We start from the raw sequence: 14,320 nt of genomic DNA, 5'->3' as shown, positions 1-14,320 counted from the left end.
GTTCCTACTATCGGCCCCCTCCATCAAGATGAGTTCCCCTAGCCCATTAATTTCAAATAAAAAAACAGCAAACCGACCCCATAAGGCCAGCTTGCTGTTGTTTAGTTAATCCTTACATTATCAAATGGTTGGCGCAATCCCTTTTTTAGCCTTGGACCTATTAAATAGATAAGAGAACAATTTAATATATTGTCCAACCAATATAGCATTTAGTATCGTGCCTTCACGAATGAACATGATCTTGGACAAGAAAATCAGGCCGATCAATGCTGCTAAAATAAGCAATGAACAATCAAATATCGTTTTAATATTGCCCCATTTTTTTTGAGTTCTTTTGAATACCGTATTAACAAACATATCGATAGGCATAAGAACAAGGTTGGCTCGAATCATCAAAAATAAACCAAAAGCCAAGGCTGCGTCTCCAAATACAAGAAGCATTAATTTCGCAAAATACATATCCAAGTGTATGAAACTAGTCATTTTCAAATTAAAGTCCAAAAACAAAGCTAGCGCAAAAGCTGGAATTAAGGAAGCAAAGTTTTTCAATTTAAAATCTTTTGGCAGCACTAAATAAGTTAAAAAAAGCATGATAAGTTCCAGAATAAAATTATAAGTTCCTTGAGTTAACTGCGGATAAATCACCGTCATAATTCGGGTAAGACTGCTTTGCGGTGAAATGCCAATACCTGCTCTTATCGCCAAACTGACGCCAAAAGTCAACACATAAATACCAATTAAATACATGATCCAACGTTTAGTTAAGCTGCTCTTGCTTTGCATTTCGGTAATAACCGTATTATTTTGCATATGCCATCCCTCTTTCAAGAAAATTATGGTAGTATTTCACGTTTTACCGGAAGCGCTTTCAAATCAATTTCTACATGGTGGGTGATGTTCTCATCGAACACCATCCCACCCAAGATTTGGAGCGCTTTTCATATTTTCAAAGAGCTTTCACTTCGAACACATATCACTATTATTCCATGAAGCGGAAACGATGCAAAGAAATAAAAAGGCTTAACAGCTTATTAACAACCGGTTCACCTTCGTTGTGGTTCCCCATTTCCTCTAGGGCAGCGTCAATTGCAGCTACACTGGATGTTAATTCATCCACAGTCATATTCGCCATCACGCCGTAAATTTCAAGCGGCATAACGCTTTTATTCGTTTTATTTTCCGTTACAATACATGCTCCTGAATACTTATCAACTTCTTTTACACAGTAGCACATTTCTTCACTTTCCTGACCGACGATGACAAAATACGGGGTTGGAGCTGGCCAGAACGTTGCCACAGCACCGCGATCAATCGATACACCTTTAAATAAACCGTTAATAACATGCCGCTTCCCATTTGCATAACGCTGAACAACAGACAGGCGGCTTAATTGCTCACCTTCATATTCTGGCATAATCTTGCCGTCTTTCAGAGGCACCCAAATTTCCTGATAAAACTTAGCATGGCCACGGCCATACACATCAAATACATACACTTTGGCTTGCGCGCCATCTGCCGAAATTTCCAAAGGTACAATATCCAACTGCTCTGGTGTTAAATCATCTAAACCTGTTATCCCCTTCGTACACATACCTGAGTAGTCGATGTCAGCATTCTTTAACAATTTTTTGTCTTTGGCAATCAATTCACCATCTTTGAAAACGTAAAGCGGATTGATTTTCGATAAGCTGTCTGTTAACACGATATCTGCGAAGCGTCCCGGTGTCAAAGAGCCAATCTGATCTTCCATATGAAAGGATTTCGCTGTATTGTAAGAAGCCATTTTAATGGCTTTAATTGGATTAATCCCCATCTCCGCACATAGCGAGATAATCCAATCCATATGCCCCATCTTAAGCAAACGTTCAATCGATATGTTATCCGTACAAAGCATAAAGTTATCTGTTGGGAACTTCCGGTCTACAATGGCGCGAAGCAATGTTTTGATAACTTCACTACTGCCTACTCCAAACTTAATTTGTGTGGCAAAACCATAGCGAATACTCTTCTCGATATCGTCAACATTCCAAACATCGTGATTGTTGGATACGCCAATTGCTGGCAAATAGTTTAATAACATATCGGAAAGAGCCGTCACTCCCCAATGTCCGTTGATAAATCCACCTTTATCTCGTACCCAAGCTGCTTTGTGGAAATCGTCTTCATCCCCTGAGCTGTATGTAAAATGTTCAAATTCACCTAGTCCTATTACCGGTTCCATATCTAGAACGGCTTTTGTTACCGATGCGGCTGTTTTTTTGCCAGGTGCAAACGCATACAATCGATACGGCAATTGATCATAATCTTTGAATAAGTCTTTAGCAGCCTGTACACCATCCTCACCTGCCGCACTTAGAAGGTCTAAGCACTCAGCATAAATGGTCGTTGTTCCGCAAGGAACCATCGCTTCGGCCAGCGCTGTCGGATGAGCCAATTGAGACTCAAAATGCAAATGTGCATCAATTAACCCTGGAATAGCATAAAGCCCTTTCCCATCAAATACTTCCTTCACTCTAATGATTGATTCATCTGGATTGAGCGCTACAATACGCTTGTCGTAGATTAATAAAGAGCCATGATACACAGTTTCCCCATGTACATCCAAGATGTTCAAGTTTTTCATTAGCAGATCTGCTTCTTTTTTTCCATTTAAAATATCAAAAATAGCGTGAACTTTATCAAGATGATTTGTTTCTGTCTGTTTCATTCTTATATCTCCCTTTTTTGTATTTTTTATAAGAAGAGCTTTAGCTCTTAACTTAACGAAAATTCGTGTATTTCCTTGTATAGAGACAAGTTGAGAATTCTTGTTAATCGATTAACCTATAATCCTGCCTTAGTTTAGCCTATTAGTCGCCCCGGTTAATCGATTAACTAAATGACCGAACTTCAGTTAATCGATTAACTAACGTACAAAGATCTTTCCAAACATCAGGCAGATCTACGTTCAACAATGAATGGTTCCAGGACAGTTATCGGTTCAAACGCTTCTTTTCGAATTTGGCTTAAAATAATTTCTGCACTTCTTATGCCTAATTCTCGGTTCTGCAAATCAATCGAAGTAAGCTCTGGTGTAGAAATTTCTGAAATCAGTGAGTTCCCCAAACTCAGAACGGCTATATCCTCCAATATACGAATATCTGCTTGAACCAGAGCCTTGGTCAAATTGACGGCAAGCATTTCATTCAGTACAAATACACCATCAATATTGTTCTGAAGAAGCTTCGGAATACAATCTTTGGATAGGTCCATCCCCTCTTCGATTTCCATAATCATAGGCTTATTCTCATCCTTGCTCGCTTGACTATAACCTTCCAGGAAATAGGAGAGAAGATGATCCGGCAAATTTTTGTGGACGAACGCAATTCTACGCTTATCTTTCAAAAATAAATGCTCTACGCCTAGTTTGCTCGCTTTAACTAAATCTGGATACAACAATGGGAAGCCATTGTAATCCATATATCTATTCGCATAAACAACTGGAATATTCCATTCTACAACGTTGCGGATCGTTTCTTTGAAAGATACATCCGAAAATAATCCAATAAATATAATGCCAGCAATCATATTTTCACGCATAAGTTGAAGAACTTCGTCTTCACTTAAATTTAGATTGTCTACTTCATATATATAAAGATTATAGTGGTGCTTGCCCAAGATCTGACTGATACCAGAAGTCATCTCCGAATAGTAAAGATTATTAATTTTCGGTACGATTACAGCTACGTTAAAAGTTTCCATATGCTTGAGTGATTTGGCAACCACATTCGTTACATAGCCAAGCTCTTTAATGGCAAGCTGAATTTTCGCTTCTGTTTCTTTTTTTACCACAATATTGGAATTTAAATATCTAGAAATCGTACAAGCGCTTACATTCGCATGTTTGGCTATATCTTTTAAAGTAGTCATGGGGGTCCTCCCTTCCTAAATAGGTCCGTAGAAAGTTCTTGTTAATCGATTAACCTAAGTTAAAAAAATCTTATCACGCAAAAAAAGAAATTGCAAGAAAATTCTATGCAATCCCCTGAAGCATCCCCTCCCCCTGCAATACGGCCTAATCAATCTGCCATTCTAATGAACCCTATGGTGCTTATAAAGGTTATTAAGTTCGTAAAGGGGCTTTCCTCAAGGTTCATTGACCTTATGGGAGAGCCCCTTAGTTTTTCAACGAATTAGCATTTAATAATGCCGCGAGTAATGATGACAAGTAGAATGAAGAGTACGAGAATACTGCCTACGGAGTTATTATGCGAACAAACTTTAGCTACAGCTACAGGCTGCACATGAACAGGTTTTGGGAAAACATACGAGGTTTGTTGGTACGATGCGTGCAGATGAATGTCATTGTGAACTGGATTATGCATAATTGGAGCCGGCGGTTGAACGACCGGTAAAGGCATTGGCATTGGCATTGGAGCCGGCATTGGCATTGGCATTGGTTGCACCGGATAGTTTGGAGCTTTAACATATTCCATGAAAGTGCACCTCCTTAGAATTTGGCAAGACGTTTAAAGCAGATTCCAGTCAACATTTCAGATCATTTATCGTTACTGTTGGGTGAATAGCTTACAACATCAGTCTATGGGGGAGCACCTATCACGAACACGGTAAACACCCAGATGTCCTGAAAAATGGTTGGATGTCATGGGCGAACGAGCATACCTCCCACATCATTGCGGGAAAATGGTCGCTGCCGCAGCAGAGAGAACGTAGTTCCACTATTGTAGCGAAAATGAGGCAAATGGGAACCTCCGCGGATCCTAGTTCACTTTGGCTTTGCAATGACAGAGAGCGTCGTGCGAAAAGGAACAATGATCCGCTAAATGAGGGGAACTGAGGTAAACATAGCATGTAAGGGAACTGAGATCCGCTATTTATGCGGAACCTGCTAATTCTGAACGAGAAATGGCGAAATAGCGGACCGTAGTTCCCTCTGGCGTGGAATATGGCAGTTTTTCAGAATTATAGCGCACTGTAGTTCCCTCCCCGCGAGGCAGCTGGAGTAACTCCGCGTTCAATCCAGTTCATTAGATGCCACTCAAGACCGCAAACCTCCTAAGCAAAGAGGCCTGCGGTGGACGTCAACTAAAAAGGGAGTACCCCTTAAAGCCACGCAAAAAAAGACCGCCCTCATAGGGGCAGCCCACTTCGTTACACATATGGATTGTTCTCTCGTTCGAAACCAATCGTCGTTCTGGCGCCATGGCCTGGATACACAACGACGTCATCGCCCAGCAAAAACAGCTTATCCTGGATCGAATCAAGCAGCGTATTGTTATCGCCGCCTGGAAGATCCGTCCGGCCAACCGATAGCTTAAACAGCACATCCCCGCCGAATAAATGCTTGTCGTACAAGAAGCTGACACTGCCAGGTGAATGGCCGGGGGTATGGAATACCTTGAGCTTAATACCGAGGAATTCAAGCGTTTGTCCTTCGTCCAGCGCGAATTCCGCGGGATCCGTTTCGATCAGAACCCCGAGCTCGGGCCAGCGTGCGGAGCCGTTTTTCTTCGGATTCATCAGCCAGTCGGCTTCCAAATCATGAATATAAACGGGGCACTTCTTCAGCTTGCGAATCTCATCCACACCGCCAATGTGGTCGAAATGCGCATGCGTCAGGAGAATAGCCACGATATCCAAATCAGCAATGCGTTTGATCAGTGATTTGGGATTCATCCCTGGATCGATAATGATGCCCTTTTTCGCTTCTGAATCCGATAGCAGATATGCATTCGTGCCAACCGGACCTAATACAAATGATTCAATATTAATCATAGCTTCCCCTTAGAACGACTCGATTAAATCACGAAGTTCCTTCACAATAACAGCATGGTATCCGTTACCTTCGCCATATTGACGGCCCATTTCGGCTCTGGCTACTTGAATTTTTTCGTTATAATCTGCAGCTTCGCGATCTGGATTTTCTTTTTTGAATTGGTTCATTACCGCTTGTACTTTGGCTGGACGCGGTCCCCAGTGCCCAAGAACGAAACCGCCTGTATCCACAAACACGACGATTGGAATCGCCCGGCCGCCACCTGTCAGGAACTGGTCAATCACATCATAGTTTTGCTCAATGATCAGAACTTCAACCGGAACACCACTGTTTTCCAGCGCTTTGAAGACGACAGGCACGTTGCGAACAACGTCGCCGCACCATTCTGCAGCAACAATGAGACAGCGCAAATCATCGCGATTGTTCAAGGAATCGAAATATTCCTTATCATCTTCGCTTTCCCATTCAAATCCATTGTAATAAGCCAAAAATTGCTCTTGATTTTTTTCCATGCCATCAATGAATTGCTGCGGCTTCAAGCCCGTGCGCAATTTACTTGCGAGATTCGTACTCATTCGCTACTCATCCTCCTATGATCGTGATTCTTCCTTTTTTATTGTAACAAATAGAACCGAAAGCGCCAAATTAACTTGCACCTAGGCAGACTTGCCTTTGCGCTTTAAATAAAACTGATAACCGACATATAAAACAGTTAACACAATTGCAGCTATAATTAATGGTTTAATATAAGGCCCGGCAATCTCGTCGATCGTTTCCCAATTATCTTTGAGTTTCATCCCCAAAAATACGTAGAGGAAAGAATAAGGAATCAGTGCTAAAGCCGTGTACAGCGTAAATTTACCCAGAGGCATCTTCGCCATTCCGCCTGGAAGCGATATCGCATGACGTACGATCGGAATAAATCTGGCTGTGAAAATCATGCCGGTTCCATACCGGTTGAACCAATTCTCTGCCACATCAATATGGTGCTTGCTGATCAGCAAATATTTGCCGTACTTTTCCAAGAACGGTCGGCCTCCATAGCGTCCAATCCAATAGAGCACGACTTGGGCTAAAGTACCCCCGACGACGGCACAGATAATAGCGCCGATGAAGTTAATATCTCCTTTGGACACCAGATAACCGGCATAAGCCAGAAGCAGCTCGTTCGGAATGACTTCCAACATTAGGCCAAGGAAAATTCCCCAGTACCCGAGTCCTTCCAAGTACACCAAAACACTATGAATCAATTCACCCATCCACAACCCTCTTCCCCATTAAATGTACCGTTTCTAAATCTACCCAACATTCTATCACAGACAGGCTCCCGTCAACCACTTACACGCAATTCGCGTCCTGAAAAGTACGAAATAAGATGCTCCTTGCAGGCATTCACAGCCGGACTTAATTCCTTGCCTGCGCGGTAAATAAGCCCGTGCTCCAGAGGAATTGTTTTCTCCTGTGGCACCCTTTTAAGCTTACCCGTTTGCAGTTCCTCCGTAACAATCGATAAAGGCATCAACGCTAGCCCCATACCCACCATCAGGGTCTGTTTAATCATGGCGGAGCTTTCAAATTCCATCGCAGCGAAGGCCGACTGCCCTTGGTCAGCCAGAAACTGAGCCGCCATCGTTTGATACACGCACCGGCCTCCAAATCCGATGACTTGGGTATTCGCTACCGCTGCTCGTGATGCTCACGGGCGCGGGCTGGGGCTTCCTGCTGACGCCGGTGCTGCTCGGCGCTGTGCTGCTCGTGCTTGTAGCCCTCGGGTATCACTGGGCCACCCGAACCCGTTACCCCACCGCTTGGTGGTAACGGGTTCACGAATCCGAATCATGCGCTGACAAGCCTCCGCATAAGATGTACAAGTAGGTATATACAGGAGGCGGAATCCCTATGTCCCGTGTTTGGATTGTTAAACGCAAGCATCTCTATCTGGCGGCAGCCGCGCTGCTCCTGCTTCTGGTCGGCTGGCTGTACGCAAGCCGCGACACCCTTTTGCCCACCATGGCCGACACCACTTCCGAACGAACCATTCAAATGGTCGTAGGGGAATTCAAATCGACGACCAAAGAGGGCAAGACCATCGAATCCTATCGCTGGGACCCTGGCACAGTCGTCATCCAAAAAGGCGAGAAGATCAAACTCAGCCTTTATGGTGTGAATGGCGAAAGCCATCCTTTTCTCATCGAAGGGCTCAACATCAGCGGTGAAGTGCAGAAAGGCAAAGAGACGGTTGTCCATTTTACGGCCAATAAGGAAGGAACGTATCGTCTCATTTGTATGACACATGCTGATATCGCACATGGCGGTCCGATGATTGGCTACATTGTGGTGGACTAACCTTGCTGGATGAAGCCTTATTGATCACCTGATTCCCATCGCCCAGAGATCTTCTCTCTCGGCTCAGTGAAACAGAAGTGGCAATAAGGTTTTTTTTCGTTTACACTGGTGCCAAGTTCACTGATTGCAATAGATTTTAAAAGAAGAAGGTGCTTGCCTCTTGAAAACTCATATTCTGGTCGTCGATGACGATGCGCACATTCGCGAGCTGCTCCGTTTTTTATTTTCGAAGGAAGGCTATACCGTGTTTGAAGCAAGTGACGGGGTACAAGCGTCCGCGATCCTGGAAGTCGAACAAGTTCATCTAGCCGTTGTCGATGTGATGATGCCGCTGAAAGATGGCTTGGATCTCTGCTCTGACATTCGCTCGACTTATGATATCCCTGTGATGCTATTAACCGCCAAAGGCGAACTCGAAGATAAGGAGAAAGGCTTTCAGTCCGGGACAGACGACTATATGGTCAAGCCTTTCGAACCCAAAGAATTGTTGTTCCGGGCGCGCGCCCTTTTGCGGCGTTATCAGCTCGTATCTTCTGAGATCATTTCACTGAATCGAACCATTATTAATCGTAAAAGCTATGAAGTGACCGTGGGCGATGAAACCCTCCTGCTGCCGCTCAAAGAGTTTCAACTGCTTGCCCAGTTGGCAAGTCATCCCGGACGAATCTTCACGCGGGAGCAGTTGATTCAGATGCTTTGGGGCACGGATTACGAAGGTGACAACCGGACGATTGATGTCCATATCAAGCGCTTGCGCGAGCGCTTTTATGATATTTCGCATGATTTCGTTATTACAACGGTGAGAGGACTGGGGTATAAGCTTGAGGTGACCGAAGGGTGAAATCACTTTATATTCGCATCGTTGCTACTTTCATTATCATCGCTATGTTCAGCAGTCTTCTTGCTCTTCTGCTCTCCAATTATTATTACGTGGCCAAATTAAGGGAACAGAACGAAGAACAAATTTGGACGATCACGAACGAGATACGCACGCTCTATGAACAAGTGCCTGATCTTGAACCCGCTGCTTACTTCACGCATATCGCGAATATGGGTTTCCAGTTGTACACAGTGAATGGCGATATGGACGGCGTCTTCTACGGAACTCCGTTTAAACATACCGCGATGGACCCCGAGCAAATTCGACAGGTGCTGAATGGACAAACGTATCGCGGCATGCTGCAGGAGCGCCATTTCCTTATGGTGACCGGCTTTTTTGAAAATAGCATTCGAAACAGTATCGGTGTGCCAATTCAAGTAAAAGGCAAGCCTTATGCGCTCTTCGTGCGCCCGAATCTGGAACAGCAAATCGGCGGTGTCCGCATCCTCATGGCCTTCCTGCTAGGTCTGACTTTCCTGTTCAGCATTCTGCTCATTATCATTTTCTCCCAGTATATTGTTAAGCCCGTTAAGAAACTAACTACTGCGACCCAACGAATCGTTGGCGGACATTATGAGATTAAGATGGACGTCACGCGGCAGGATGAGATCGGAGAACTAGCCCGAAACTTCACATTCATGGCCCAATCTCTCCAACAGCTCGACAATATGCGGCAGGAATTCGTTGGCAATGTTTCGCATGAAATTCAGTCTCCTTTAACGTCCATCCAAGGCTTTACACAATCGATTCTCGACAAGGAAACGTCAGAGGAAGAAAAAGAGCGCTATCTGGCGATCATTTTAGAAGAAAGCAAGCGCATGTCCTCTCTCAGCAAACAGTTGTTGACTCTCGCCTCATTGGACAAAGAAAACCATGTCGTCAAACGCAGCGTCTATCGCCTGGATGAACAAATCCGCCAAATTCTCATCCTCACCGAATGGCAGTGGGTGGAGAAGTCGATCGCGATTGAGCTCGAGATGCCCGAAGTGACGATTACCGCCGACACTCAGCTGCTGCACCAAGTGTGGCTGAACTTCATCACGAATGCGATTAAATTCTCTCAGACCGGTGATGCGCTGCGCATCGAGATTCAGCAGTTGACAGGCGAGATTGTCGTTGTGATTCATGATTCTGGCATCGGTATTCCGGAGGCTGAAATCGCTCATATCTTCGACCGTTTCTATAAAGCGGATAAAGCCAGAAATCGCGCGAACGCCGGCAGCGGCCTAGGCTTATCGATCGCGCAGAAAATCATTCAGCTTCACCAAGGAAGCGTCGAGGTGATGAGCGAGCTCGGCCAAGGCACGACGTTCACGATCCATCTGCCGCGTTTGTAATCAAACATTCATCATCTGTTCATATTCCTTTCCTACAATCCTAGTGAGGTTAAGGAAAGGGGTTTGAATCTAATGAATCGTTTCTTACAGCACTGGGCTCGCCTTGTCAGCAGCTCCAAGGGCGTCAAAATTGTTTTGATTAGTTGGCTCGCCATCATTATTCTATTAAGCGCTCTGGCGCCGTCATCCAAAGAAGTCGCCCTCAGCGGAGGGGAAGGCAGCATCCATGAAGATACGTTATCCGCGGTAGCCAAACAGATTATGCAAGAGCAATACCCTGCCCAGGATGGTTTAACGGCTCTGCTCGTTTTCCATGGGCAGCAAGCAATTACTGACTCCGAGCGCGCGTCGATCGGGAAACTGAGCGAATGGCTGAACTCGGATCAGAAGCCCGCCTTCCTAACAGGCGCAGTGCCTTTCCAACGTTTGCCCCAAGCGCAGCAGGATTCTTTATTCTCCGCTGATCATACAACGCTTCTACTGAGCGCTTCCCTGCAAAAAAATTTAGAATCCGCACAAATCTACGACACGCTTGATCAAATCCGCACCACCGCAAGTACGATGGGACTAGGTTCACTCCTACTAGACATCACAGGACCTGCAGGCATCTCATCGGACACCATCATGCTTTTCAAAAAAGCCGACTTCGTCTTAATGCTCGCAACTGTCGTTCTGATTCTCGTCATTCTAATCATTATTTATCGGTCGCCATTATTAGCTTTATTGCCCTTAGTGATCGCTGGCATGGTCTATCAGGTTGTAGATCGGTTGCTGGGATTAGCCGGCAAAATGGGCTGGTTCTTCGTTGAGAAACAGTCCCTCTCCATCATGATGATTCTGCTTTTCGCCGTACTCACCGATTATTGCTTATTTCTTGTAGCCCGCTTCCGATCCGAATTGAAGCAAACAGACGCTAAACATACGGCTATGTCCAACGCTTTATCCAAAGTAGCGGAGCCTATCCTCTTCAGCGGCGGCACCGTGCTTATCGCGATGCTCACTTTATTCACAGCCGTCTTCAAGCCCTATCACCATTTCGCACCCGTATTTTCCGTTGCCATGGTCGTCATTTTGTTAGGCGGGTTAACCTTAATTCCGGCCGTATTTGCACTCGTGGGGCGCAAAGCCTTCTGGCCGTTGATTCCCAAAAAGCAATTAACGACGCAAACGGATGAACACCCCAAAGGTTTTTGGGGCGCCATCAGTGCTTTTGTCACGAAAAAACCTGCCTTTACAGCGCTTGTACTGGTCATCGTCTTACTGGTATCATCGCTTTCCAGTCTATCCATGCGCTATTCGTTCAACTTGATGAAGTCCTTCCCCAGCGATATTTCATCGCGGCAAGGCTTCGAAATTTTGCAGGAGCGCTTCCCTCCTGGCGAGCTGGCCCCGGTCACGATCCTTTTGAAATCGGATAAAGTGATCACGCTGGATGCTCCTTTCATCGATAAAGCCAACTCTCTGGTTCGTGCTCTGCAGGAACATAGCGGGGGCAGCAAAATCACGCCGAGCATGGATTCGGCACTGCTGACAGCGAATAACCCTACTGCCATTGCCATGCTCGCTGCGGATAAACATACGATCAAACTCCAAATGACGCTTACCGTGAACCCATATGATCAAGAGGCGTTGAATCTAGTGCGCGATTTGCGTGAGAACAGCGGGAACCTGCTGCGCGACAGCGGATTCGATTCTTCGCAGTTTACGCTGCATTTCGCAGGACAAACAGCCGATCAATTGGATGTTCGTACCATGAATAAGCGAGATACGGTTGTGCTTTTTGCCCTGATCACCCTATTCATTACGCTTATGCTGGTTTGGCAGGCTCGTTCCATCCGCTTGGCTCTGACCATGATGGCTACCATGCTGCTCTCCTATGCGGCAACGATGGGACTTCTCTGGAGTGTCTTCCACTTTGGGTTTGGTTATGAAGCGATCAGCTATCGACTGCCCGTTTATACCTTCGTCTTCCTTATCGCCCTTGGCGTCGATTACAACATCATTCTGGTGTCGCGGATCAAAGAAGAAGCTCAGAACTTCCCGTGGCGAGAAGCGGTGCGGCGCGGTGTTGCCTTGACAGGCGGGGTCATTTCATCCGCAGGTATTGTACTTGCCGCTACATTCTGCGTGCTGATTACTCAACCGCTGCAAGAATTGATCTTATTCGGCTTCGCCATGGCAGCCGGGGTCTTGATCGATACCTTCCTGGTTCGGGGTATGCTGCTCCCTGCTCTTATGACGTATCTAGGGCCGCGAACCTCTCTGGAGCAAACGAAATCCGTCCATCGCTAGTTTACCTCCAACTTGGGCGCTATAGGTTCTTATCTCGTGTGGCTCTCCGCTCTCTCCATGCATACAAATAGCATAGAGGGAGTGGATACAGTCATGATTAACAACAAGCCGAGTGAGAAACACAAACAACAATTCCCTAGTGCACGCGGCATCCGCAGAGCTTGCAGCAAGGAATTGTATCGCACAATCAAGCGTTTGAAGGTCTGGCTATCTCCGGAACAAATCAAGGAGGCCGAAGAACTCTATGTGAAGAAGGTCATGCTGAACCTTCCTTTCATCGTCGACAACGGCAGCAACCGCAAGGCGCTCGCGGACTGGTTCGATACGCAAGTCGGACCCGAAATTGCCCCGATCTGGCAAGTAGAGCTCGCAACCCTCAACCATGCGTTTCGAGACGCATTCGGCGGGTAATGAAAAAAGGCCATGCGTATGTTACACATACGTCATGACCTTTTTTTGTTGGCTACGCCGGCGTTACAGCTTCTCCTTGGCCCTGTCCACATTTTAGCCTCAGAAGCCGCTGTAACGCGGAGAGCTAGAAAAGCTAACGCGTTACAGAAACGTTATCTTATGTAAATAACCACCATTCCGCCTATTCGAGTCTTCATAACGCCTGTTGAGTTCGTTAGTTCTTCAAAGTAGCCAGTTTCTTGCTTATAAGCATCATGCAGTTCGTTAGCGTGTCAGTTTGATTGTGAGGGGGCTTGGCGGTGCTTGGCCGAGCCCAGCCCAGCTCGGCTCGGCCCGACTCGGCTCGGCCCGAACTGTAACGTTGTTTTTCAGCGTTACGAGCCACACTTTAACTCCAGGCTCGGCTTTAACGCTGAATTTCAACCTTAACACAACTGAATTGCCGCTCACTCTGCCCTTTCTCTGCCCTTAACGCTGTTTTTCAGCGCTAAGAGCCACACTTTGGCCCCAAGCACCGCCGTAACGCTGAATTTCAACCTTAACACAACTGAAATTTTGATGACCGGTGATATTCTGACGCCCAGCGCTCAACTCCACTAATGGCTGCCCCAAAGAGCTACCGTACCTGAAAGTCGACTACTTTACGAACCCAATACTCTTATTTGGCCAAAATCGGTCAATTTGAAAAACTAACGCGTTCCAGAAGCGTTATCTCATGTAAATGACCACCATTCCGCCTATTCGCGCCTTCATAACGCCTGTTGAGTTCGTTAGTTCTTCAAAGTAGCCAGTTTCTTGCTTATAAGCATCATGCAGTTCGTTAGCGTAGCAGTTTGATTGTGAGAAGGCTTGGCTGTGCTCGGCCGACTCGGCTCGGCTCGATTCAGCCCGATTTACCCTCGGCGTGACCTGTAACGCTGTTTTTCAGCGTTACGAGCCACACTTTGGCTCCAGACTCCGCTTTAACGCTGAATTTTAACCTTAACTCAACTGAATTACCGCTCACCCTGCCCTTTCTCTGCCCTTAACGCTGTTTATCAGCGTTAAAGGCCACACTTTAACCCCAGACGCCGCTTTAACGCTGAATTTCAACCTTAACTCAAACTGAAATTTTGATGCCAGTGATATTCTGATGTCCGGTGTTCAGCTTCACTAATGGCTGCCACAAAGGGCTACCGCACCTGAAAGTCGGCTACTTTACGAACTCAATAACCCTTATTTGATCAAAATAGGGCAATTCAAAAACCTAACGCGTTCCAGAAGCGTTATCTCATGTAA

The 14,320-nt window shown here is 45.8% G+C and carries 13 protein-coding genes and 1 pseudogene; 6 read left to right on the top strand and 8 right to left on the bottom strand.

Features of this window, described 5'->3' with window-relative positions; translation table 11 throughout:
• Positions 1-120: 120 nt before the first annotated feature.
• The 8 genes and pseudogenes from IEY34_RS12380 to IEY34_RS12345 all read right to left on the bottom strand — a co-directional run.
• The gene (locus tag IEY34_RS12380; RefSeq protein ID WP_229757612.1) at positions 121-810 is read right to left on the bottom strand and encodes a YczE/YyaS/YitT family protein; all 690 of its coding nucleotides are present in this window, start codon (positions 808-810) and stop codon (positions 121-123) included.
• A 169-nt stretch (positions 811-979) separates the two neighbouring features.
• The gene (locus IEY34_RS12375) at positions 980-2,707 is read right to left on the bottom strand and encodes an amidohydrolase family protein (protein WP_189011885.1); all 1,728 of its coding nucleotides are present in this window, start codon (positions 2,705-2,707) and stop codon (positions 980-982) included.
• Between the two features lie 224 nt (positions 2,708-2,931).
• The gene (locus IEY34_RS12370) at positions 2,932-3,909 is read right to left on the bottom strand and encodes a LacI family DNA-binding transcriptional regulator (RefSeq protein WP_189011883.1); all 978 of its coding nucleotides are present in this window, start codon (positions 3,907-3,909) and stop codon (positions 2,932-2,934) included.
• A 263-nt stretch (positions 3,910-4,172) separates the two neighbouring features.
• Entirely contained in the window at positions 4,173-4,475 is a 303-nt protein-coding gene (locus IEY34_RS12365; RefSeq protein WP_189011881.1) for a hypothetical protein, read from the bottom strand.
• Between the two features lie 676 nt (positions 4,476-5,151).
• The gene (locus tag IEY34_RS12360) at positions 5,152-5,775 is read right to left on the bottom strand and encodes an MBL fold metallo-hydrolase (protein WP_189011879.1); all 624 of its coding nucleotides are present in this window, start codon (positions 5,773-5,775) and stop codon (positions 5,152-5,154) included.
• Between the two features lie 9 nt (positions 5,776-5,784).
• Complete coding sequence (locus tag IEY34_RS12355; protein ID WP_189011877.1) at positions 5,785-6,351, bottom strand: thioredoxin family protein; 567 nt, start codon at positions 6,349-6,351, stop codon at positions 5,785-5,787.
• 81 nt (positions 6,352-6,432) lie between these two features.
• Positions 6,433-7,035, bottom strand: a complete 603-nt coding sequence (uptA, locus tag IEY34_RS12350; RefSeq protein WP_189011875.1) for an undecaprenyl phosphate transporter UptA — start codon at positions 7,033-7,035, stop codon at positions 6,433-6,435.
• 71 nt (positions 7,036-7,106) lie between these two features.
• Positions 7,107-7,451, bottom strand: a pseudogene (locus IEY34_RS12345) (substrate-binding domain-containing protein); the annotation flags it as partial.
• Positions 7,452-7,465: 14 nt separating this feature from the next.
• Between IEY34_RS12345 and IEY34_RS12340 the strand changes: the two are divergent.
• The 6 genes from IEY34_RS12340 (at position 7,466) to IEY34_RS12315 (ending at position 13,042) form a co-directional block, all read left to right on the top strand.
• On the top strand, positions 7,466-7,594 hold the full coding sequence (locus tag IEY34_RS12340; protein ID WP_444544027.1) for an HPP family protein: 129 nt from the start codon (positions 7,466-7,468) through the stop codon (positions 7,592-7,594).
• Positions 7,595-7,675: 81 nt separating this feature from the next.
• On the top strand, positions 7,676-8,122 hold the full coding sequence (locus IEY34_RS12335; RefSeq protein WP_189011871.1) for a cupredoxin domain-containing protein: 447 nt from the start codon (positions 7,676-7,678) through the stop codon (positions 8,120-8,122).
• Positions 8,123-8,282: 160 nt separating this feature from the next.
• A complete protein-coding gene (locus tag IEY34_RS12330; RefSeq protein ID WP_189011869.1) occupies positions 8,283-8,963 on the top strand; it encodes a response regulator transcription factor in 681 nt (226 codons plus the stop codon).
• Positions 8,960-10,339, top strand: a complete 1,380-nt coding sequence (locus IEY34_RS12325) for a sensor histidine kinase (RefSeq protein WP_189011867.1) — start codon at positions 8,960-8,962, stop codon at positions 10,337-10,339. The genes IEY34_RS12330 and IEY34_RS12325 overlap by 4 nt, the downstream gene beginning before the upstream one ends.
• Positions 10,340-10,411: 72 nt before the next feature.
• Positions 10,412-12,631 carry an MMPL family transporter gene (locus IEY34_RS12320; protein ID WP_189011865.1) on the top strand — a complete coding sequence of 740 codons (2,220 nt, stop codon included), beginning with the start codon at positions 10,412-10,414 and terminating at the stop codon, positions 12,629-12,631.
• An 81-nt stretch (positions 12,632-12,712) separates the two neighbouring features.
• The gene (locus IEY34_RS12315; RefSeq protein ID WP_373291236.1) at positions 12,713-13,042 is read left to right on the top strand and encodes a dehydrogenase; all 330 of its coding nucleotides are present in this window, start codon (positions 12,713-12,715) and stop codon (positions 13,040-13,042) included.
• Positions 13,043-14,320 lie beyond the last annotated feature (1,278 nt).

Origin of the sequence: Paenibacillus marchantiophytorum, from assembly GCF_014640555.1 — a bacterium.
Lineage (GTDB): Bacteria > Bacillota > Bacilli > Paenibacillales > NBRC-103111 > Paenibacillus_E > Paenibacillus_E marchantiophytorum.
The sequence above is the reverse complement of the archived record's forward strand: the minus strand, read 5'-3'. Positions and strand labels throughout refer to the sequence as shown.